Genomic DNA, 24,174 nt, shown 5'->3' with positions numbered 1-24,174 from the left:
CCCAGTTGCAACGAGAATTTGAAATGGATGTTCGCCAATTTGCCTTCCTGGTTCGCCAGCCTTCTGCTGCCCTGAAAAGCCGTGACGCGTTCCTCGGCCTGCCCAAACGTGGCCTGGCGCTGATCCTGGCCAATGCGCTGTTCTGGCAACCGCTGCTGGCCCAGGCCGAAGGCATCGTGGTCAGCGCCCCCGGCACCACAGTGGGCGCGGCGGGCAATGGCGTGCCGGTAGTGAACATCGCCACCCCCAATGGCAGTGGCTTGTCCCACAACCAGTTCAAGGACTACAACGTCGGCACCAATGGCGTAATCCTCAACAACGCCACCGAACGCACTCAATCGACGCAACTGGGCGGCATCATCCTGGGCAACCCGAACCTGCAGGGCCGCGCTGCCAATATCATCCTCAACGAAGTCAACGGTGGCAGCCCCAGCCAATTGCGCGGCTACACCGAAGTGGCGGGCCAGTCGGCCAAGGTCATCGTCGCCAACCCCTACGGCATCACCTGCAGTGGCTGCGGCTTCATCAACACCCCCAATGTCACCCTGACCACCGGTAAACCCATCCTCGATAACGGCCGCCTGGAGCGCTACCAGGTCGATGGCGGTGCGGTGACTATCGACGGCCAGGGCTTGAACGCCAGCAACGTCGACCGCTTCGAAATCATCACCCGCTCGGCCAAGATCAATGCGCAGATCAATGCGCGCAACTTGAGCGTGGTTGCTGGGCGCAATGATGTAAATGCGCAGACCTTGAACGCCACCGCCCGCGCCGATGACGGCAGTGCCAAGCCGGAGCTGGCGATTGACTCGACGGCGTTGGGCGGGATGTATGCCGGGGCGATCAAGCTGGTGGGGACTGAAGCCGGTGTGGGCGTGAAGCTCGATGGCGCACTCATGGCCAGTGGCGGTGATATCCAGCTTGATGCCAATGGGCGACTGAGTTTGGCCAATGCCAAAGCCAGCGAAGCGGTGGTGGTCAAGGCCGGTCAATTGGACGCTGCCGGGGCGGTATATGCTGGCACGCGAATCGATGTGCAAACCACGGCAGGCCTGAGCAATCAAAATAGCCTGGCCGCCCGCGACAGTATTACCCTGACCAGCGCCGGGGCGGTGGTCAACAGCGGCATCATCGAAGCCGGTGTCAACGCTGATGAAAGCCGCAATGCCAATGGCGATGTCAGCCTGCACGCGGCGAACCTGAGCAATAGCGGCAGCGTGGTTGCCAGCCGAACCCTCACCGCGACAGCCAACCAAACCTTGAACAATCAAGGTGGCACGTTGAGCGGTGTAGGCGCCGTGGTTAACGCCGGCCAACTCGACAACCGTGGCGGTCGTGTATTGGGGAAGGACTCGCTCAAGGTCACGGCCACCGCCCTGGATAACCGCACCAACGGTCTGCTGCACAGTGAAAACAGCACCGACGTTACGGTAACCGCTGCACTGGATAACCAGAGCGGTCGCGTGATCGGCCTCAAGAACCTGACGCTCAACGCCGGCCAACTGACTAACGATAACGGCCTGGTCGCCAGCCAGGCGCAGGCCCGTGTAACCGCCGGGCAATTGAGCAACCAGGCGGGTGAAATCTCTGCCGATCAGACTACCGTGATCGCCACGACCCTGGACAACCGTTCGGGTAAATTGCTGGGCAGCAACCTCAACGTGACCGCCAGCGGTGCCATCGATAACCGCCTGGGGATTTTCTCCGCCACCAGCCTGACGGTACAGTCTGCCAGCCTGAATAACCGCGACAAAGGTTCCGTTGCCAGCCAGGGCGTGATGAACCTGACCGTCGCCGGGCTGCTGGACAATCGTAATGAAGGCAACCTCGTCAGCCAGGGGGCTCAACAAATAGCCGCAGGGCAGTTGAACAACAGCCAGGGCGGCCTGGTGTCCAGCAAAACCACCCTGGCGCTGCACGGCGACAGCCTGATCAACCAGGGTGGCCTGGTCATTGCCGACGGCGCGCTGACCCTCACCGGCGGCGATCTGGATAACAGCCTGGCCGGCGTGATCAGCACCAAGGCCGCAGCGCACGTGCAACTGAATCAGTTGAACAACAGCAACGGCGGCAAGTTGGGCAGCGATGGTGCGCTGACCCTCAACGCCAACCAGCTCGAAAACGGCGCCGGTCGCATCAGCGCCAAGGGCGACTTGCAGGCAACGGTCGGTGTGCTCAATCAACAAGCGGGCGAACTCGTCAGCGACGGTGCGCTGAACCTGACCGGCACATCCCTGGATAACCGCAACGGCGGCCTTATCGCTGCCACCCACGGCGTGGACCTGCGCAGCCAGACCATCCTTAACCAGCAAGGCGAGATATCCAGCCAGGCAAAGGTGCTGGTGATCGCTGATCAACTGAACAACACCACCGGCAAGGTCATCGGCGACAGCGGCCTGACGCTCACGGTCCAGCGCCTGCTCAACCAGAGCAAAGGCTTGCTGGCGGGGCGTGAGAGCCTTGTGTTGAACGGCACCCAACTGGACAACAGCCAGGGTGGCCGTGTCACCAGCCAAAAAGACCTGAACATCACCCTGACCGGCGACCTGCTCAACCAAGGGCAGGGCACGCTACTCAGCGAGGGCGCGTTAACCGTCCAGGCAGGTACGCTGGACAACAGCCAGGGCGGCATTTTGTCCGCAGCCAATGCGTTGTCGATCACCACTCAGGGCCAGTTGAACAACCAGGCAGGCAAACTACTCGCCGATGGCACAGCCACGCTGGTCAGCGCTGGGCTGAACAACAGCCAGGGCGGTGTGATCAGCGCCAAGCAGCAGGTTGATGTACGCAGTGCCGGCCTGAATAACAGCCAGCGCGGCAGTATCAGCAGTGACGCTGGTATTACCCTCAACGCAGGGCAACTGGACAACAGCCAACAAGGGTCGATCTTCGCCAAGTCAACGGTCAATGCAACCCTGAGTGGGCTGGACCAGCATGACCGTGGTGAGCTGGTCAGCAACACCAACATCGAACTGGACTTGAACCATGGGCAACTGATCAACCGCGACCACGGCCTGATCGCGACACCGGGCCAACTGCTGCTGAACAACCTGGGCAACGTCGACAACAGTCAGGGCGGTGAAATCTCCAGCACCCAGTCATTCCTGTTGATGGCCGATGCGCTGAACAACCGCGGCGGCAAAGTCATCAGTGGCGACAGCCTGCAGGTACGTATCGCCAAGGCGCTGGATAACAGCGTGGAAGGTGTACTGTCCGCCAAGAGCGTTCTGCAAGTGGCAGCCGACAGCCTGGACAACCAGGCCCGTGGCGCGCTCGCCAGCCGTGGTGCGCTGGACCTGAAGGTCACCGGTGTGCTGGATAACCATAACCAGGGGCAGATATCCGCCGCTACGGTTTTGACTACCACCTCAGGCTCCTTGAACAACAGCGACAAAGGTAGCCTCTCGGCCGGCACGCTACAGACGCTCAACACCGGCGCGCTGGACAATCACCAGGGCGGACGAATCGTCAGCGACGGTAGCCAGACCGTCACTGCCGCCAATGTGGATAACCGTGCGGGTGTGATCGGCAGTCAACAGGCGCTGAACCTGACCACTGCCAACCTCGATAACACTGCCGGGTTGATCAACAGCCAGGCGGACCTGACCCTGACCGGGCAAACAGTCGACTCAAGCCTGGATGGCGAAATCTCAGCCAAGGGCGACTTGAAGCTCATCGTCCAACAGCTGATCCAGCGTCAGGGCCGCTTGATCGGCGAACGCGCCGTAACTCTCGACCTGCAAGGCGGCAATCTCGATAACAGCGCAGGCTTGATCAGTGCCAAAGGCCCGTTGACCTTCGCGCGCCTGGCTAACCTGACCAACCGCGAACAAGGCGAAATCTCCAGTCAGACGGCGTTCACCGTAGCTGCCAAACGCATCGATAACGGTGATCGTGGGGTCATCCTCAGCGCTGATCAATTGCGTCTTGAAGCGGATACAGTGGTCAACGCCAACAAGGGCTTGATCTCCGGCTGGAACGGTCTGACGGTGGTCGGCAATAGCCTCGACAACAGCGCCGAGGGCACGTTGTCGAGCAAGAGTGGCACGTTGCACACCGACCTCACCGGTGTATTGGATAACCACGCGGCGGGTGCCCTGGTCAGCCTGGGCAAACAAACGCTCACCGCGGGCAGCCTGAACAATGATCAGGGGATCATCTCCGGCCAGGCTGATGTAGACCTCAACGTTGCCGGTCGCCTGGATAACAGCAACAACGGCCTGATTGCTGCGACTCAACACCTGGGCTTCAATAACGCCCAGAGCCAAATCATCAACCGTGCTGGCCGGATCAATGCCGGCAACATCAGCCTTATCGGCCAGAGCCTGGATAATAGCGCCGGTCAGCTGATCAGCCAGGGCACCTTGGACGGCACCCTCAGTGGTGCGCTGATCAACGCCAACAACGCCCGCCTGGCCAGTGGCGCAGCACTGTTGCTGAGCGCCGCCAGCCTGGACAACCGAGGGGGCCAACTGGTCAGCCAGGACCGCCTTGATCTGACCCTCGCCAATGGCGACCTGGATAACAGCGCCAAAGGCACACTCGCCAGCCAGAAAGACCTGGTGATCAGGCTGTTGGCCGGTGACGTTCACAACCAGCAAGACGGCCTGATGTTCAGCCAGAAGGGCAAGCTCGACCTTACCGCCCGCAGCCTCACCAACTATCAAGGCACGCTGCAAAGCCAGACCGATAACCGCCTGCGCCTCAGTGGCGCCCTGAATAACCAGGGCGGCCGCGTCGACAGCCTCAGTGGCAACCTGGACCTGGAAACCGCCAGCGTCGCCAATACCGCAGGTGGCATCCTCAACAGCAGCAAAGGCTGGATCAAACTGGTCACCGGCCTGTTCGATAACGGCAGCGGCATCACCCAGGCACAGTCGTTGAACATTGAAGCCAAAGGCGGCCTGCTCAACCAGTTGGGGCATCTGTCGGCCCTTGGCGGTGACAGCCAGATCGTCACCACCACCCTGAATAACCAGGGCGGCGGTGTGTATGCCGACACCTTGCTCAAAGTCGCGGCCGCGAACTTCGATAACCAGGGCACTGAGGTCGGTAATGGTGGCAAGGTCGGCGCCCGCGCAATTGATTTCGGCCTGACAGGCACGCTGAGCAACAGCTATGGCCTGATTGAAAGCGACGACACCCTGCGCCTTGCCGCGCAAACCATCAACAACGTCAGCGGCAACCTGCGCGCCATGGGCCGGGTCGGCACCACCGATATTCGTACCACGGGCCTGTTCGATAACCGCTTCGGCGCGCTGGAAAGCGCCAACGAAACCCTCAACCTGCAAGCTGGCAGCCTGGACAACAACGGTGGGCGCGTCGTGCATACCGGCACTGGCACGTTTGACCTGACGTCCGACCAAGTCACCCGTGCCGGTGGCAGCTTCGTCACCAACGGCCAACTGGATATCAAGGCAGCAAGCTGGACCAACAGCAGTGTGATCCAAGCCGGACGACTGAACTTAGACATTGGCCAATTCACCCAGACCGCCAGCGGCCAATTGCTCGGCGCACAAAGCCTCACCGGCACCGGCGACACCTGGACCAACGACGGCCTGTTGGCCAGTGACGGCACCCTCAAGTTGACCCTGACCGGCGGCTACAGCGGTAACGGCCGGGTCAGCAGCCTGGGCGACATGACCCTCGCCGCCGCCAACATGGACCTGGGCGAGAGCGCACGGATTGCCGGTGGTGCGGTCACCCAGATCACGAGCACCAACGTCCTGACCAATCGTGGTCGCGTGACCTCGGTAGGTGACCTGACGGTCAACGCCGCCACACTGAACAACTACGGCACCCTGGGCGGCTCCGAGAATGTTCGCCTTAACGCCACGCATCTGCTCAATGAAAAAGGCCTGTTGTTCAGCGGCGAGGACATGACCCTGCGGGTCAACGACTTCAGCAACCGTTTTGGTGATGTCTACAGCCTGGGCGGCCTCGACATTGCACGCGACGATGCCAATGGGCGCAGTGTGCTGATCGAAAACGTCTCCGGTACCCTGGAAAGCGACGGCAATATGCGTTTGCTGGCCGATACCCTGAGCAACCGCCGCGACCAGTTCACCACGGAGAAAAGCCTGGTCTCCGGGAGCATCGGTGTCTACGGCAACGATTACTGCAAAGGTAAAGGCTGCGAGCTGAGTTTCAGCGGCGTCGAAACCTATGAGGACGTCATCAAAGGCAGCTCCGCCTCCGCGTTCATCAATGCCGGTGGTGATCTCACGGTAGGCAGCCAGACGTTCGATAACCTCTACAGCTCGGTATCGGCCGCTAAAAACATCCTGATCAACACCGACGTGCTGAACAACACCGGCGCTGCCGGCGGTGAGCAGCGTAATTTCGGTTACGCCTACTACACGCGTAACCGGTCGGCTTACTCATTGCTGATGAGCGAAGTCGAACAGTTCAACCGTAGCAACGATCCCAGCTCAAGTGACTATAAGCCGGGTCAGTACACGTTCGACCAGTTCATTGAGAAGACGAGGTTCTCGGATACCTACTTCACATCACCTATCGACTACACCGTGCCCACCTCTGGCAGCGTGATCGCCCAAGCGGTGATCCAGGCAGCCGGATCGGTCACCGTTAACGCAACCAAAGAAATCAACAACAGCGTCATCCGCCCGAACGCTACCAACATCGACACCCCGGCGGCCAACCGCAACACCAACTCCGACGTATTTGCCTCCACGGTAAAACCGGCAATCACCGCACAACTGCCGCCAGACCTGGCCCAACGCCAGGTCAACCCGGTGACCTTGCCCGGCTTCAGTTTGCCGACCAGCCAGAACGGCCTGTTCCGTCTCAGCGGCCAGGCAGCGAAAGGCGGCGCAGCGAGTAAAGCGGACACTGCCACCGGGGACTTCAGCGTCAACGGGCGTGTCATCACCGCCGCCGACCGCGAAAAAAACCTCGACTACACCGCCGTGCAAGAACGCGGTTTCAACCTCGACAGTCAGCCCGTCAGCGGCGCAGTCAACGGCCAGGGCCCGCTGGCTCTGGACAATCGCTCCCCCTCGATCACCCGCGTGCAAGGCCTGCCAGACATTGCCCCGGTGGATAACAGCCACAAATACCTGATCGAAACCAACCCGGCGCTCACCGACCTCAAGCAGTTCATGAGCTCCGACTACCTGCTCGGGAAACTGGGTTACAACCCCGATGCCAGCTGGAAGCGCCTGGGCGACGGTCTGTACGAGCAGCGCCTGATCCGCGAAGCCGTGGTGGCCCGCACTGGCCAACGCTACATCAACGGCCTCGCCAGCGATGACCAACTGTTCCGCTACCTGATGGACAACGCCATCTCTTACAAGGACTCACTCAACCTGCAACTGGGCGTATCCCTCACCGCCGAGCAAGTCGCGGCGCTGACCCACGACATCGTGTGGATGGAAGAAGCCGAGGTCAACGGCCAGAAAGTCCTGACCCCCGTGCTCTACCTGGCCCAGGCCAACAACCGCCTGGCCCCCAACGGCGCGCTGATCCAGGGCCAGGACGTGAGCCTGATCACCGGCGGCGACCTGCACAACAGCGGCACCCTGCGCGCTACCAACAACCTGAGCATGGTTGCCAACAACATCGACAACAGCGGCCTGATGCAAGCCGGCAACCGCCTGGAAATGCTCGCCACCGACTCGATCCGCAACAGCCGTGGCGGCATCGTCAATGGCCGCGACATCAGCGCCACCGCCGTGACCGGCGACATCATCAACGAGCGCACCGTCACCACCTTCAAACAGGAAGGCCAGGGCTACCAACTGCGCAACGACGTGGCCAGCGAAGCCTCCCGCTTCGAAGCCACCGACACGCTCAAGCTGAACGCGGGCCGCGACGTGCTCAATCTCGGCAGCAACCTGAAAGCCGGTGGCAACGCCAGCGTGACCGCAGGGCGTGACGTGGTGATCGCCAGCCAGACCGAACAGGACGACTACGCCTACCAACGCCGCCGCATCAGCGGCACCGAGCAAACCATCCTGCAACACGCCTCCGGTGTGGACGTGGGCGGCAACCTCGCCATCGACGCCCGCCGCGACATCGCCGTGGTCGCCAGCACCGTCAGCGCCGCCAAAGACCTCAGCGTCAAAGCCGGAGAAAACCTGACCCTGGCCGCCGCCGCCAACGAACAACACGACTACTCCAAAGGTAAAAAAGGCGGCACCAAAACCACCACTCAACTCGACGACGTCACCCAACAAAGCGCCGAACTCAAAGCCGGCGGCGACCTGATCGCCATTGCTGGCACCGACCTGACTTTGGTTGCCAGCAAGATCAGCGCGGGTAACGAAGCCTATGTGCATGCGGATAACGAACTGCAAATGCTGGCGGCGCAGGACAGCCACTACTCGCTGTATGACATGAGCAAGAAGGGCAGTTGGGGCAGCAAGAAGACTCAGCGTGATGAAGTGACCGATGTGAAGAATGTCGGGAGCGAGATCAAGACTGGGGGGGATTTGACGCTGGAGAGTGGTGGGGATCAGAAGTATCAGGCGGCGAAGCTTGAGAGTGGTGGGGATATTGCGATTGTCAGTGGCGGTGCGGTGACGTTTGAGGCAGTGAAGGATCTGCATCAGGAGAGTCATGAGAAGAGCAAGGGAGACGCGTTCTGGACATCATCAAAAGGTAAAGGCAATACAGATGAGACCCTGCGCCAGACCCAAATGGTGGCTGAGGGAAATATCGCGATCAAGGCGGTGGAAGGCCTGAAGATCGACGTCAGGCAGGTCAACCAGCAAACCGTCAGCCAATCGATTGATGCGATGGTCAAGGCAGATCCGCAATTGGCCTGGATTAAAGAGGCCGAGGCTCGTGGGGATGTGGACTGGAGGCAGGTCAAGGAGATTCACGACAGCTTCAAGTACAGCAACTCGGGGTTGGGGCCTGCGTCGCAGATCATTATTGCGATTGTGATGGCGGCGGTGGTTGGGCCGTTGGCAGCGGGTGCGGCTGCCAGCGCAGGGGCGGGCGTTGGCGTGGCAGCTGGAGCTGGAGCAGTGGCAGCAGGAGCAGCGACCAACGCTACGGTCAGTGTCGTTAACAACCGTGGCAACTTGGGCGCGGTACTCAAGGACGTGACTTCTTCGGATGCGATGAAGGGGTATGTGATTGCTGGCGTCACTGCTGGCATGACCGCTGCTTATTTTGGTGATTGGACGGGGACTCAAACAAACACAATCACTGGGAAAGTCACGACGCCAGGTCTACTGAATACGTGGAGCGGTGTCGGTAAATTTGCCGCCAACCAGACGTTGCAAAGCGGCACATCCATGCTGCTGAGCAAGGCGCTCGGGCAGGGCGGTAGCGCCAGCGACGCGCTGAAAAGCGCGCTGTTCAACACGTTGGCGGCAGCCAGTTTCAACCTGGTGGGGAATTACACCGAAGGCGTAATTGCCGATGGCTCGGCGCCCAAGATTGCGATTCACGCGATGGTGGGTGGTTTGCTGGCTGAGGCTACGGGCGGCGACTTCAAAACCGGTGCGCTGGCAGCGGGGGCGAATGAGGCGCTGGTTACTCATCTGGATACGCTGGTCAAAGGCAACGAAGAGCTGCTGACGATGAGTTCGCAGATCGTGGGTGTGCTGGCGGCGGCGTCGCAGAAGGATGCAGATGCGGCCACGATGGAGAAGGGGGCTTGGGTTGCGAAGAATGCTACGCAATACAACTACCTGGGCGATCATCAAAAGGCTCAGAGAGCGAAAGAGCTGGAAGAAAGCAAAGATTCACTGGAAACACTCAGGATCAATACGAAGTGGGAATTGATCGACGCCGGGCAGGACGCCGGCTTTGCGGGTGGGGCAGTGGTTGGGGTGCCGGAAGGGCTACTTGATACGGTCAAGGGCATCTTGGAAGTTGCCGTCAGTCCGATAGAGACGTATCAGGCGTTGAGATCTGTACTTGAGAGCGGGGATGTGCTGGGTAATGTCTCGGACGCCGTGAAGCAGTCCTACATCGCACGAATTGACAATCTGGAAGCGGAGTATGAAAGAGCTGGGGCGGGTGGATCATTTAACGCAGGGCGTGAAACCGGGAAGCTGATAAGCGACGTGGTGGCGCTTGGGACGGGAGTTGGGGGAGCGCTAAAAAGCGGGGCCTTGCTCGTCGAAAAGGTCACTGCTAAGGTTGTTAAGGTAGAGTTGGCGGGTGCAAAAGGTGGAACAGCGCTATCAAATGATGTTCTAGTCGAAACGCGTATTGGCAATGGTACGAAGGGTCAAGGTAGCGGAAATAAAGTCGACCAACTCCCGAACCAACAAGTTGTTGGTGCTGACGGAAAACCAATACCTGTGTACTCGGAGAGGCCCAATGGTCCTTATGCCACACAAGAGTTTCCATCGACTTCAGTTGCGCATGGTTTTCCCGATGTTGTCGATAACTATGCAAACAGTGCGACTAAATTTTCGCTCAGCAACGGCTCATCGCTTTACCAAGCATCAGGTAGCTACAACGGGGTGGCGGGTAGGTTTGAATGGATTGTAGATCCGAAGTTGGGTGGTGTAACACACAGAATGTTTGTGCCAAATGGAACTGTTAACGGTATACCGGTGAAACCATGATTCAAGCAGTCTTTGAACGAATTACCAAATATGGCTTGATTGACTGGGCCGTTTTGCTCCAGGGCGTCTGTGGCATCCCTAGCCTTTTTGGGCGCTTACCAGCGTTTTGTGTGGAAAACTTTGCAAACGCTGAACTTGAAAAGGCGACTGGGAATAATCCCTTGCTTGATGTGATTGTTAGCTTGGCTAACGATAGTGACCTGCCTATATCTGAGCTATGCTCGCAATTGCAAAAAATGAGCAAACTTCAAAACGCGGACATGCAACGGGCCAGGAGAATATGGCGAGCTGTTGCATTGGAAGAACTGTTAACAAATTTAGACTCAGACCCGCTCTATGGGTTGATAAAGTTGACTGAGTTTTGGTCAAGTTGGGAGTGGCCTGCTGATGCTCCACTGTCGATGACGCTTGACGCGATGACTTTGCCGGAAGATCAATACCACTCTGCATCGAACTATGATCACGTTGTTCACGAACATGAGCAATGGTTGAAAGATGAACTGGCTGCTTTGCGCTCTAGTAAAGCTTAAACCTACTTTAATAATCTCGATGCCGGCCTTGCTTTGGAGGGAAAAGGAACAGATTTATTGTTGAATTCTGTTGGCGGTTCGTTCTTTAATAACGTTCTTTTGTTGTGTCTGCTAGTTTTATGTTTGGCGAAGATGGATGTCTATAGGCATCATCTTTTTTGTGAAAAATTCAATTGTTTAAATGTAAGTTATAGGTGGGGTAGGCCACGATTTTCGAGTAAAACTGGGTAACCTACCCTCATCTCTTTTTCTCTATTAACAATCAGAGGGGTACTGGGCTTGTTTTTTTCAGAGCATCGTTCACTAGAAGGTGCGCGCTTTCGATTAGCTGGGCCAAACCAAAGGTTTGAAGTCGCTGTGATCCGCTTGAAGAAAACGCTTGCTCATTAGCCATAGCTGACGCCGAGGCCAAAAGCTCACTTGCATTCACTAATGCTTCTTCGGAGCTCAAGTCTAGCCTTACGTTGAAAACGCTGGTAGGAAAGTCATCATCATTTACTTGTGTTTTCATGAGCGACACTCCAATGCACCACACATTGAATGAGCGTCAACGGCAGAGCGCGAACACCTCATCACGACTTTTACTTCAATAACTCGACAGTTTCGATTTGTAGAAAACATCCACTCGATCCTCAGACAGTTAAGAGACCACCACCGTCGTTGCGACACGAGTGGGTGGTGGACCGTGCGAGGGTCGCAAACCGGTGTCCGAGGGTACCGGCCGGGCAAAAGCCCGCCTCACACGGTCCACCATAGATGCGGTAAGCAGGCATAAAAAAAGCGCCTGCTACAGAGCTATGGCGCTACCGCGCCTCAGACTACTTCAGGTTGCGACACCCAGCCACAGGATTTACTGCGACGGCGAATCCTAGCCAAGTTACTTCCTATGGCTCAACCTCATCAGGTCGTGGGAAAAGTCCGAAGCTCGGGAATACGGCATTACGTCTTCAAAAATGATTCAAACAAGGACTCGCTCAACCTGCAACTGGGCGTGTCGCTGACCGCCGAGCAAGTGGCGGCACTGACCCACGACATCGTGTGGATGGAAGAAGCCGAGGTCAACGGCCAGAAAGTCCTGACTCCCGTGCTCTACCTGGCCCAGGCCGACAACCGCCTGGCTCCCAACGGCGCGCTGATCCAGGGCCAGGACGTGAGCCTGATCACCGGCGGCGACCTGCACAACAGCGGCACCCTGCGGGCCACCAACAACCTGAACATGGTCGCAGGCAACATCGACAACAGCGGCCTGATGCAAGCCGGCAATCGCCTGGAAATGCTCGCCACCGACTCGATCCGCAACAGCCGTGGCGGCATCATCAATGGCCGCGACACCAGCGCCACCGCCGTGACCGGCGACATCATCAACGAGCGCACCGTCACCACCTTCAAGCAGGAAGGCCAGGGCTATCAACTGCGTAACGACGTGGTCAGCGAAGCCTCACGCTTTGAGGCTACCGACACGCTCAAGCTGAACGCCGGGCGCGATGTGCTCAACGTTGGCAGCAACCTCAAGGCCGGTGGCAACGCCAGCGTGAGCGCAGGGCGGGACGTGCTGATCGCCAGCCAGACCGAACAGGACGACTACGCCTACCAACGCCGCCGCATCAGCGGCACCGAGCAAACCATCCTGCAACACGCCTCCGCCGTGGACGTGGGCGGCAACCTCGCCATCGACGCCCGCCGCGACATCGCCGTGGTCGCCAGCACCGTCAGCGCCGCCAAAGACCTCAGCGTCAAGGCCGGCGAAAACCTGACCCTGGCCGCCGCCGCCAACGAACAGCACGACTACTCCAAAGGCAAAAAAGGCGGTACCAAAACCACTACTCAACTGGACGACGTCACCCAACAAAGCGCCGAACTCAAAGCCGGCGGCGACCTGATCGCCATCGCTGGCACCGACCTCACGCTAGTCGCCAGCAAAATCAGCGCGGGCAATGAAGCCTATGTGCACGCTGATAACGAACTGCAAATGCTGGCGGCGCAGGACAGCCACTACTCGCTGTACGACATGAGCAAGAAGGGCAGTTGAGGCAGCAAGAAGACTCAGCGTGATGAAGTGACCGATGTGAAGAATGTCGGGAGCGAGATCAAGACTGGGGGGGATCTGACGCTGGAGAGCGGTGGGAATCAGAAGTATCAGGCGGCGAAGCTTGAGAGTGGTGGGGATATTGCGATTGTCAGCGGTGGGGCGGTTACGTTTGAGGCGGTGAAGGATCTGCATGACGAGAGCCACACCAAGAGTAAGGGCGACCTCGCCTGGACCAGTTCCAAGGGCAAGGGGAATACCGACGAGACGCTACGCCAGACGCAGATGATTGCAGAAGGCAGCGTCGTGATTAAAGCCGTCGATGGCTTGAAAATTGACATCAAGCAGATCGATCAAAATACGGTTAGCCAGACGATTGATGTGATGGTCAAGGCCGACCCGCAACTGGCCTGGCTAAAAGAGGTCGAGCAGCGCGGGGACGTGGATTGGCGCCAGGTTAAAGAACTGCACGACAGTTTCAAATACAGCAATTCAGGCTTGGGCGCCGGCGCGCAAATCATCATTGCGATCATCGTTACGTACTTCACGATGGGGGCCGCCAGCGGTGCAATTGCCGCAGCGGGTTCGGGGACATCGATGGCGAGTGCCACGGCTGTTGGGACTGCGGCCACGTCTGCCGGATGGGCCAATGCTGCGGGCAGTACCGTGCTTGCTGGCATGGCGAGTAACGGTGCGATCAGCGCCATCAATAACCGTGGAAACCTGAGCACCGTCTTAAAGGATGTCACTTCCAGCGACGCGATGAAAGGCTACGTGGTGTCCGGCGTCACTGCTGGCTTGACTGCAGGCGTCTATGACAAATGGACCGGCACTCAGACCGGCACTTCCACTGCACTACCCAACTCAGGTGCAGTTGCCACCGTAAGTCCGTTGAGCACTTGGCAAGGCGTGGGGCAGTTCACGGCCAACCAGGTACTGCAAAACGGAACATCAGTATTAGTGGATCGGGCGCTCGGGGGCGAAGCCCGTCTTGGCGACGCGTTGCAGAGTAGTTTGGCTAACGCATTTGCGGCTTATGGATTCAACCTGGTTGGGGATATTTCCAAGAACCGGTTTGCAGAAGGTGGCATTACCAAGATTGGGCTACATGCCTTGATGGGCGGGTTGGCAGCTGAGGCTTCTGGAGGAGACTTCCGCACAGGGGCTCTGGCTGCGGGTGTGAATGAGGCGTTGCTGGATAGCCTCGCCAAGAATTACGCCGACATGCCCGATGACCAGAAAAAGGGTTTGCTGGTCATGAACTCGCAGTTGCTTGGTGTGCTTGCGGCATCGGTACAGAGCAATGCGGATGCGCAGAGCCTGCAAACTGGGGCATGGGTGGCGGGCACCGCTACACAGTACAACTACCTCAATCATGAAGAAAGTAAGGAGCGCCGCGAGGCTAAGAAGGAGTGTCAGGGAGGGGATAAGGCTGCTTGCGGTCGTGCTGACGCCTGGGACAATCTGGATAAACTTCGTGATTTGGAACTGAAAGCCGCTTGTACTTCGAATGGCGCGAGTAGTACCTGTCGCGGTCTACGAAAAGAAGCTGAGGACGCAGCCCGCAGCCTAGTGGTTGCAAGGTTTGGTCCTGAGGCCAAAGAGCAGGCTAAGGACACTGCGCAAAACAAGGAGCTTGCAGCTTATTCGATTGAGGCTGAACTTCGCAGTATCAAGGAGATAAACAACCCGTTTGCGGCGGCACAAACGGCGCGGTTGGCGAAGGAGCTTGCTGAGTTCGGTTCAGACTTTATTCCTGTCTATGGCGATGTGAAGGCATTTTCAGAGGCTGAGGATTCGTTTGATTATGCAATGGTAAGCGTTGGGTTGATTCCCTGGCTTGGAGATGCAGCTCAGAAAGTTCTAGGTAAGGCGAAAAAGCTATATCTTGAAGGGAAGGTGGCTGAGTCTGCTGATTTGGTGGAAGGGGTTTCGAAACAGCTCCAAGCTTCTGGGAGCAAAAATATTTCTGGCGGAATCACTACCATCTCAGATGAGATGAGAGCTGATGTTTATCATCCTGACTGGCAGAAGTACGTTGGTGGTGAGCCTCGGGGTGTAGGGGCTGATGTCGTTAAGGGGGGCAGTGGACCTAAAGGTATAATCAAAGCAAGTGAAACTATTGGTCAGCCTGTTGAGGCCGTGATCGGTGGGCGTAAACGTTTATTACGGGTTGATATCGAGCCGAATGGTAAGCTTCAGATACAGTCTGGCGGGGGGAAAGATTCGATCGTAGATTTCAGACCAGATCTATCCAAACCATTAGCTCCACAGATTAATGCAGCGTTTAAGCGGTTACCTCAGTCGGCAAGAGATCAATTGCTCAGAAACGCTGAGAAAGGTCTGAAGCGCCTACAAGAAACAGGAAATATGTGATGAATATTCGATACGCTGTTGTTTTGGAGGCAGGGAGTATCTTGCCTGATAGAGATTTTTTGATTAGTCAGGCTTGGGGCGATGTACCTGTGTCCTATGTCCAAGATCATGAGGTTTTCAATGAGTGCAGCTATCTAGATTTAAAAATTAATAAGTGGGAGGTTAACCGCGAATGGAGTAATAGGCCGGACAGCGATGCCTGGATAAGGATCGAAATACTCAGAGCACAGAACCTTGAGGAGTATTTACGGAGTGATGAGTGCTCTCTGCCAATAGACACGGAATGCGATGCCCTTTTGATTTTTGAGCTGGACGAGGGGGGCGGCGTGATGGATGAGATGCTGTTATTACGTTTGCTGTCAGTTTTTTATGGCCAGTTCAAGGTTTACAGATGTTCAGATTTTATTGAAGAGGTGAGTGCTGATACCATCGCCTCCCTTCCAGAACGGAGTGCTATTCTCGATAAATTAACCAGATGTGAATAAAAACAATATCTAAGGAAAAAAAGGGGGCGGGAAAAAAGGGGACAAATTTGAATGGCACTTACTTAACCTTCTTCGGATGCCCATTCTCGCGTACCTCGGCCCTTGCCAGCCTTCGTGCCTGCATCAGCATGGGGTAAGGCTTGGGTCTTCGTTTTACAGCGCGGGGCTCGATTCTACCAGGTCGATTTCCAACACGTTTTCGGGCAATCAATTTGAGCAGGCTCAACACGTCCTCGTCGTCTTCTCCCGCTCCGTAATGCCTCAGTGCAAGGCATAGCTTAAGGCTATGTTTGAAGCTCAGCTCTCGCGGTAAACAATCCGCCAATAGCGTCGATTGGGCCATGATCATCCGAATCAGATTATGCGCCAGCAGATACACCCATAACTCTTTGACGGCCATGGCAGGCGTCTTGCAGCTCAGCGTTTCAAGCCCCAGCGTTGTCTTGAGATTGCGCAGATCCAACTCAGCATGCCAACGGTCCTTGTACAGAGATTTCAGCCCAGCCTTGGGCGCTTGCGGTGGGCAGTTCAAGATGGTCACCAGGATTTTTCCACCGGTTTTCAGTTCACGTACTGTCAGTGTTTGCGGTGCATCGTCGTAGTACGTCTGGCTCATCCAGGAGGGTCGTTGTGGGGGCTTTTTCAGCTCAACCAAATGATCTTCCGGACCCAACGATTGCCCAAGTTGAAAGTCGGTACTGCGCCGCCTGGCGCCGTATTGTTCGAACACACCATCGATCCCGCGACGTTGCAGTTCGCGCAGCAAAAAGTACGTCGCGTAGTAGGCATCACCCAGCACAATGTCGCCTCGGTTCAGCGTGTCGAGCATCGTTCTGAGAAGTGTTTGTTCATCACCACCTTTGCCTCGAAAGCGTCCCAGCGAGGCGTCTAAAACGGAACCGCTGGCCAGGCAAATAATCCCAACCAAACGGCAGATGGGGAAACCCAGCCCGGGCTTCTGACCACGAGATTGCGGATAAGCCTCTTGGTTGGCGGCGGTGTCCGGCAGGGTCACCGTGGTGCCATCCACGAGGCGCACCGGGCGACCCATCCAGCGCCATGCCGCTGGCGCGTTGTGACTCATCGCAGATCCCGTGGAGCGCAACAATGTTGACACCATCTCTACCGGCAACCGCGCCCGTGCTTTGCAATAAGCGCCGGTGTGTACGCTGCTGGGCTTTAACCCATTGCAAGAGCGTTTGATTGAAAAGTCGTTCACGGCATTCTGGCAAGAGCGGTCTGCATTCATGGCCTGGGCTAGAAACATCGACAGTGTTTCGGTGGGCGGGAACAGCCGTTGACGATGCTTGGGCATCATTGACTCGACACGCTGAAGCAGCTCTGGATCGGCGAGCAGTTTGAAGAATGCATGGGCATTGCTGTTTTTTGCGTGCTGATGAGCGCGCTGCTGTTGATGCCTGACGATTTGACGTCTACGATTCACGCGGGCTGTCCTTGTTCGAGTGGTGTGTGTTCGCAACTATCACCGTAGACCAAGGACGGCCTTTTTTTCATTTTTTTGCAGCTGAATCAGCTAGTTAGCTGTTAAGTAAGTGCCATTCAAATCTGCCCCCTTTTTTCCTCTTTGTTAAGGGCGATTTAGTATTGGTGAGAGAGTGTTTTATTCGGAGGCGTTTAGCAGTTGTTGGAGCTCTCCGCTTGCATGCATGTCTATTATGATATCCCTCCCGCCAATGAACTCTCCCTTAACGTAGAGTTGCGGGATGGTAGGGTAGTTGGAATAATCCTTTATTCCTTGTCGTAGCTCGTCGTCTTCAAGAACGTCAACTGTGTGTATCTTGGTTGGATCTAAGCAGGTCTCCAACATTTGAATGGCTTTTGCACTGAAACCATCCATAGGGTACTGTGCGGAACCTTTCATAAACAGAACGATATTGTGGCTTTGTACAATATCATCGATTCTTGTGTGTATGTTCATTACGGAACCTGTTTGAAAAATTTATAAAGTTTCCGGTGTATCAATAGGGGGATATGTTGCACGTATTCATATAGAGATTTATAGCCGTGTTTTTACTTGGTGGATACTGTCAAGTATGACAGTTGCTTGGTATATTTTGTTATGGGTTTAGAGGTATTTAGAAGTTTTGAATATAAAAGGGAGTGACTGGCGGAAGTTATATCTAAAGCCCTAGGTGGAGTTGCGGTGAGCGTCGCAGCTGAAATACGTATCTTTAGTTGTCAACATCCCTTCCTCGTAGAAAAAGGGGACAGATTTTTTTTTCCATGTCTAGTCCTGAAATAGGTTCACCCCGCCAGACAAACCCCACGCATTCATCAAAAATATGCGCCAATGCATTTACATATTTGCGTATATGCATATTCGCGTCTAGGGTTACCTCGAGCCAGATCGCAACGCCCCCATCAAATATGGGCCACCTTGAACGTCGATAGCTCAGCAACACCGCTACACGTTTACCAGCAGGACGCTGGTTTTCACTCATGGAGGATTGAAAAATGTTATCCACTGAAACAACCCGACTCACCGGCGACACACCGCCCAATTGCCTGGTCGGTCATCTGATCGATCCGCAACTGGTCGAAGTCAAAGCGGCTGCTCAGCCCCAAGCAATGGCTGCCGCCAGTCTCAATTTCAGCATGCAGAGACAAACCCAGAGCAATTGGTGCTGGGCGGCGCTCTCTGCCTCGGTCGGCAACTACTACGGCACCGGGTCCTGGACCCAGTGCGGTGTAGCCAGCAGCGAGCTTGACCGCAACTGCTGCAACCAACCTGGACCGTGCAACGTCTACGGCTATCTGGATTCCGCCTTACGAACCACGCGCAGCTACAACGGCATGAATCAAGGCTCGTTGCAGATGTCGGCCATCCAGAACCAGATTAACAGGGGCCGCCCCATCGGTTTGCGTTGTGCCTGGTACGGTGGCGGTGCGCACTTTTTGGTGATCTATGGGACCAACGGCAACTACTTGTTGATCGCAGATTCGATCTACGGTTACTCGACCCGTGCGTTGAACGCGTTCCCTGGTTCGTACAACGGCGGCGGCAATTGGACCAACACTTACTTCACCGTAAAAAACTGAGGAGGGCTGCATCATGCAACTGATTTATCCAAAGGCGCCCTCAAACGGCGTACAGACACTGCGTCCGGCGTTGCAAGCCGCGCTGCAAACCCAGGGCCAGGGGCGCAATCACTCATTCGCGGCCGCCGCACCGGGCAACATCAGGCTGAGCGAAGCCTATCGTGGCTACTCGCTCACCCTCGAGGATTTGACTCACGGTAAAGGTCTGAAAGACGCTGAGGTCGGCGATTGGCATTACTTGGTGTTTGCCGATGGTGTGACGATTGCGGATGCGCAATTGGCCGACGTAGGCGGACATGTCGAGTTCGCCTCGCTCAACCACGGGCCCCTGGCCGCGGCGACGGTGGATGCGCTGAAAATGGCGGAACAGTCCCCGCAATTGCAGGGTAAAACCGTTGAGCTGCGAGTGCTGTTCATCTCGGCATTGCACGTTGTGGCAATCTGGCTGCACGCAGACAGCGAAGATGTGCTGATCCCGATTGAGCCGACCCCCAAGGAACTGGCGGTCACTCAGTTGTACAGTGAGGCGGCGCTGCTCATGCTGCTCAAACCGGCGGCTGATCAGGCCCGCAAGCGCTTCGAGGCGGACACCAGTGGACTGTTGGGCAGTTGATCAACCCTTAGGTAATCACCGGACACTGTCCGGGTTTGCCTTGTAAATAAAGGCGCCGCCTGTAAAAAGGCGGCGTTGAATGGAGTTTTTCCATGATTCGTGCACCTTGGGGAAATAAGCAGTATTGGGATGATCATGAGGCAAAAGATCTGCAATGGATTGAGCGTGTCAGTAAGATTCTGTCGGAGCCTTCGGCTAATCCCGTATATAGAGCGCAATTTACATTCGACTTTGCCAAAGATAATTTGCGTGCGGCTATACGGGGCTACTCGAGTGGTGGAAATATTACGACGATTGCAACATTCTTCCCCGGCGTTCTGGATGCATGGGAAATTTCCAACCGAGAGTCCGACAAAATATGCGCTGAAAATGATCTTAAGACTTGCCGAGACTGGACCTTCGAACTAACCGATTTAAATCATTACATCTATTGTTTCTGGTTGGTGGGGCTAGCGCTTGCTCTGGAGATTCCCGATGAGCAGTGGCTTCGATTGGTTGCGTTAATAGGTGATGGGGGGCAGGACATTCTGCTGGATCGGATCATTGCGTACCGCCAACCAGAGCGGGAAATTGGGGAGAAGCTGCTACACGCCAAGCCATATGCGAGACTGCTCAAGGCAATTGATGCGCAACAGGCGCAGCAAGCAACTCTACTGCTGGCGTTCGTGGAGCATTGGTATCCAGAGCTGAACAGGCGCGGTAAACAGCAACCGTGGTGGTACATTTATGGTGATCCGGTAATGCACCCACTTGAGATGGGAAGCTACTTCGGCCGCTGGTGTTTTGAGGCGGTCGCCGCCGTGAAAGTATTTGGGCTTGAGGACAGCGATTGCATTGGGCACGAGCACTATCCGGGTGATTTGCTACATCCCAATGAGAAAGTGATACCAACACCTAATTCAAGTGCCGAGTCTGGGTGGTGGGGGCGGTTGCTGGGGCTGAAAAGCCGTAAAGACAGCAAAAGGCACTAGTATTGGTGTGGCAGTGGGAGAAGGGGATATGGTCTCCAATCCGAAATAGGCTTACACCTGTTTCGGGACTGAATATCCTTTTATCCGTCATCTTGCTATATGGCGTGAAGCTAGCGCTGTTTATTCTTTTTTATTAAAAGTCTCGGTATGTATAATAAAGAGAAGTATGAGATCAAGGTAATAAAGTAAATAATAAATAGCACGCCCGAAGAGAATATTGCATATGTGAATAGGTGTGTGCCAAACAATCGCCATTTCAAGTTGTGAGCCGCCAGATCATGCGGGTAAAAATAGCTCACGGATGCGATCATATAGATAAAGCTCGATAAAACTATCAAGCCGAACAGATATTTGCTGATGGTCATGTTTGCATATTGATCGGCATCGATGATCATCCCCTTGCGGACCTTCAAGAAAAAGATCACCGCAAATATCGGTCCGAGCAAGCCAGTGTAGTTTGTTATGACTGTGGAGCTGAAAGGGAAGTTAGACGACCAAAACCCTACCACGCCGAGCAGGTAGGTGTTTATGAAGCTTTCAATATTTGTATAGGGCGCGGATGTGGCCTTTGCAGGAAATAAAAAAGCTATGAAAAATATAGGTGCCATGGTCATTGCAATGAATAAATAGGGCAGAGGTATGCACTGTTTGATTGACTTGTTCATTGCTCGGAAATCCTGTTGTACGATTTTTAATCCTAACACGCTGGGTCCGGACGAGACTCGGCTCGCCCGGATCCTTTGTTTTAGTTAAGAATCAGGTTGTTGATCTCATCGACTTTGGCTGCATCAAAATACGCAGCGTTGGCTGCCATCATCAAGGCCACCACGACGACTCCAGCGGCAGCCGACGCAAAAACAGGAAAGAAGAACGCCATGCTGGTGGCGAGCAAAATTCCAGCACCTGTGCCGACTGCCATCGCTTCAAGTTCAAGCATCAGAGGCTTCCAGTCGCCGGTTTGAAAACCGGAGACGGTTTTCTCGCGGATGGCTTCTGCTTGTACGACTTTACCGACCACACCGAATGCTTTGCCCAAACGGGTGATGTTATCCGCAAAGGTCGCCTTATCCAGTGCATTCAGCGCATCGACCACTGCTTGTGTGTCCAACGCATTCAGTTTCATAGCGGGGTTGGCGCTGATTTTCTCAAAGGTCGCCATTGCTTCTGCATAACTTCTGATTTTCTTGCCAGAGATCTCAGCTTGCATGTCTTGGGCAACTTTGCTCAAGTTGGCACCATATTTTTGAAGCATTTGTTCATTGGCAGTCGATACGAAGCTGACAGCGTCTGTATAGGCAGCCTTTTCATCGGGTGTGAGCTCTTTGGTAACGGTAACTGCGGTTTCGCCTTTGATCACGACCTCAAAGGGCATAGCACCATGAGCGTCAAATACGCTTTGAAGCGTATTTGCAGCCGCTTCGCCGATGGCTGCTTTGAAACCGGCAGGCATCGAATCGTAGGTGTGGTTGGCGGCGGATACGGCGCCGGTAAATTGATAACTACCGTCCTGAGCCTTATTGAGGGTGCCTTGCAAGGTCAGGGAAAGATTGTCTATCCACGTTGCAAGCTGCCAGGACGTGGCATTTGGCGTAAAAGGAATGTTGCCAATGGAAATCGGCGACGTTCCAATTGGCGCTGAGGCTAGAACATCATTGAACACAGCGCTTGAGATACTCGGTGAGTTCAGCCCGAACAGGTTGATTGAGGTTTCGGTTGGAGTACCTTTGCCGTAAAGGAAGTGCCCAACGGCTGCGACCGGAGTCAGGTCGCCGCCCGAGAGGCCTGGAGAGGAGGTTACGCCACCTGATTGGAAATATTGCTGGGCGTAATTCAAACCATGGCCAGAAGTCAGGCCCGGATTAAAGTAAAGGTAGCTATCTGCAAACGGCACCGATTGCAAATCATGGACGATCCCTGGCGCTGGCCCACCTGTCATTCCCCAGGTGACCTGTTCGTTGGCGATTTTGATTAGCATCTCGCGCCACAACCCCTGGCGATAATAAGCAAAGCGTTCCAGCATCTGCCCTTGGAACACAACTGCCGGGTTCGGCGCGGGAAACGGCAGGCCTCCAGGATTTGCCGGGTAACCGGGCTCGGTGGCAGTGACGACGATGGGTGGAAGAACGATAGTCATGAGTCGATATCCTTATCGATATATATTTCGGTCAATTGCTGGGAATTACCCCTCTGGCTCAGCCTCTCCGCGCTGCTCGTCGGTAGCGATGAATCGGCATAAGATGAGGCCTGCTGATACTGTGTATCCATACAGTGAGGTTTTCAAGGCAAAAATATGCATTCGTGCATTTTTTCGAATGTACGGGTTATTTCCGCACTCAAGACGCGCCGAACGCTCCTGGCGGTCTGCCCTAGAAAGGAGAAACGATATGATGCCCACAGCCTCTTCCTGCAACTGCCGACATAGCGCGCTTCTCTCAAAACGAGCAAACGCCGCGATGGCCTGCTGAAATGAACGCGCCTACCGCATTAGCTGCGCTCGCCGCTAACTATGGACACGGCCACATCGTGGCGCCCCATCGACATGACGAGGGCCAGCTCGTTTATGCCATCAACGGTGTGATGCTGGTGTCGGTGGAGGCGACCGCCTGGGTGGTGCCTTCCGGGCATGCACTGTGGGTGCCCTCGGGGCTGGAGCATCAGATCCGCATGACCGGTGAAGTGCGTATGCGCACCTTGTTGATCTCGCCGGGGGCGCATCGTGGCTTGACGACGGAGTGCGAGGTCATCAGGGTTTCGCCGCTGTTGCGTGAGCTGATTATCGCTGCCGGGGATAAGCTCGACAGTGAGGCGGCATTGATGCGCCACGCACAGATTGTCGAGTTGATTTTCTCGGAGCTCGACAGGGCACAAAGAGTGCTGGCGCATGTGCCGATTCCGGATGAGCCGAGGCTCAAGTTGTTGTGTGCGGGCTTTATCGACAACCCTTCCCAGGAATCGACACTGGAGAGTTGGGCGCTACAGCTCAATATGAGTTCGCGCACCTTGGCGCGGCTGTTCCGGAAGGAGTTGGGCATGAGTTACGGCGAATGGCGCAAGCGCACGCGGCTGTTGCTCAGCATGCAGCGGCTGGCCTGTGGTGTGTCGATCCTGGAAGTGGCGCTGGAGCATGGTTATCAGAGCCCGAGTGCGTTTACTGCGATGTTCAAGCGCACCATGGGTTACACCCCGCGTAACTGTCGATTGGTGTGATTTGACTTGGCGATAGGCTTGTCAGCCTCGGTCCAAATGTGGGAGGGAGCTTGCCCCCGATGGCCATAGGTATCTACACAACTTTGCAGTCGGCAACAGTAACCACGATGCGAAGCGAGCCGTTCTTGATCTTGATCTGCTTTTGATCTCAGGCGCCCCGTCAAACCACGCTGGCCGGAATTCGACAGGGATTTGGGGGGTAAACCGGCAGGGATGCCGGTTTAGCCGCCCCGTGCCATGGATGGCGCGTGGCGGCGGCCCCCCAAATCCATGGCGGATTACGGGCACACCGAGCCCAGGCGAGGTGCCGAGTGGTGGGGCAAGGGCCCTTTGGTTACTTTGGGGCTTTTTGT

General features: G+C 56.0%; 12 protein-coding genes and 1 pseudogene. 8 read left to right on the top strand and 5 right to left on the bottom strand.

All coding sequences use genetic code 11. From position 1 onward, the window contains the following. Positions 1-23: 23 nt before the first annotated feature. Positions 24-10,553: a two-partner secretion domain-containing protein gene (locus FW800_RS08695; RefSeq protein WP_446437437.1), complete on the top strand. Its 10,530-nt coding sequence runs from the start codon at positions 24-26 to the stop codon at positions 10,551-10,553. Then, a complete protein-coding gene (locus tag FW800_RS08690; protein ID WP_056791364.1) occupies positions 10,550-11,083 on the top strand; it encodes a DUF2247 family protein in 534 nt (177 codons plus the stop codon). The genes FW800_RS08695 and FW800_RS08690 overlap by 4 nt, the downstream gene beginning before the upstream one ends. 262 nt (positions 11,084-11,345) lie before the next feature. Here FW800_RS08690 and FW800_RS08685 read toward each other — a convergent pair whose 3' ends face one another. After that, a complete protein-coding gene (locus FW800_RS08685; RefSeq protein WP_223017864.1) occupies positions 11,346-11,594 on the bottom strand; it encodes a DUF6124 family protein in 249 nt (82 codons plus the stop codon). Between the two features lie 447 nt (positions 11,595-12,041). Here FW800_RS08685 and FW800_RS08680 point away from each other — a divergent pair. Beyond that, positions 12,042-15,485: pseudogene (locus FW800_RS08680) on the top strand (DUF637 domain-containing protein); the annotation flags it as partial. Beyond that, entirely contained in the window at positions 15,485-15,970 is a 486-nt protein-coding gene (locus FW800_RS08675; protein WP_446437436.1) for a hypothetical protein, read from the top strand. The pseudogene FW800_RS08680 and the gene FW800_RS08675, both read left to right, overlap by 1 nt. 58 nt (positions 15,971-16,028) lie before the next feature. On the opposite strand, the gene FW800_RS08670 is transcribed toward FW800_RS08675, so the two are convergent. Both FW800_RS08670 and grxD read right to left on the bottom strand, forming a co-directional pair. Continuing rightward, positions 16,029-17,414 (bottom strand): IS4 family transposase, encoded by a 1,386-nt coding sequence (locus FW800_RS08670; protein WP_446437435.1) that lies wholly within the window; start codon positions 17,412-17,414, stop codon positions 16,029-16,031. Between the two features lie 177 nt (positions 17,415-17,591). Then, positions 17,592-17,909, bottom strand: coding sequence for a Grx4 family monothiol glutaredoxin (gene grxD / locus FW800_RS08665; protein WP_103734715.1), 318 nt, complete (start codon positions 17,907-17,909; stop codon positions 17,592-17,594). A gap of 536 nt (positions 17,910-18,445) precedes the next feature. Here grxD and FW800_RS08660 point away from each other — a divergent pair. From FW800_RS08660 to FW800_RS08650, 3 genes are all read left to right on the top strand, one after another. Further along, complete coding sequence (locus FW800_RS08660) at positions 18,446-19,030, top strand: papain-like cysteine protease family protein (protein WP_103734716.1); 585 nt, start codon at positions 18,446-18,448, stop codon at positions 19,028-19,030. A 13-nt stretch (positions 19,031-19,043) separates the two neighbouring features. Beyond that, positions 19,044-19,643, top strand: a complete 600-nt coding sequence (locus tag FW800_RS08655; RefSeq protein WP_446437434.1) for a hypothetical protein — start codon at positions 19,044-19,046, stop codon at positions 19,641-19,643. 92 nt (positions 19,644-19,735) lie between these two features. Next, positions 19,736-20,614 (top strand): PoNe immunity protein domain-containing protein, encoded by an 879-nt coding sequence (locus tag FW800_RS08650; RefSeq protein WP_446437433.1) that lies wholly within the window; start codon positions 19,736-19,738, stop codon positions 20,612-20,614. Positions 20,615-20,724: 110 nt separating this feature from the next. Here FW800_RS08650 and FW800_RS08645 read toward each other — a convergent pair whose 3' ends face one another. Continuing rightward, on the bottom strand, positions 20,725-21,279 hold the full coding sequence (locus FW800_RS08645) for a hypothetical protein (RefSeq protein WP_446437432.1): 555 nt from the start codon (positions 21,277-21,279) through the stop codon (positions 20,725-20,727). Positions 21,280-21,359: 80 nt separating this feature from the next. Continuing rightward, positions 21,360-22,748, bottom strand: coding sequence for a lipid II-degrading bacteriocin (locus tag FW800_RS08640; RefSeq protein WP_446437431.1), 1,389 nt, complete (start codon positions 22,746-22,748; stop codon positions 21,360-21,362). A 332-nt stretch (positions 22,749-23,080) separates the two neighbouring features. Here FW800_RS08640 and FW800_RS08635 point away from each other — a divergent pair, with 332 nt between their 5' ends. Further along, a complete protein-coding gene (locus tag FW800_RS08635; protein WP_446437430.1) occupies positions 23,081-23,821 on the top strand; it encodes an AraC family transcriptional regulator in 741 nt (246 codons plus the stop codon). The last annotated feature ends 353 nt before the right edge of the window (positions 23,822-24,174 follow it).

Source organism: Pseudomonas sp. 910_23, from assembly GCF_052850795.1.
The sequence above is the reverse complement of the archived record's forward strand: the minus strand, read 5'-3'. Positions and strand labels throughout refer to the sequence as shown.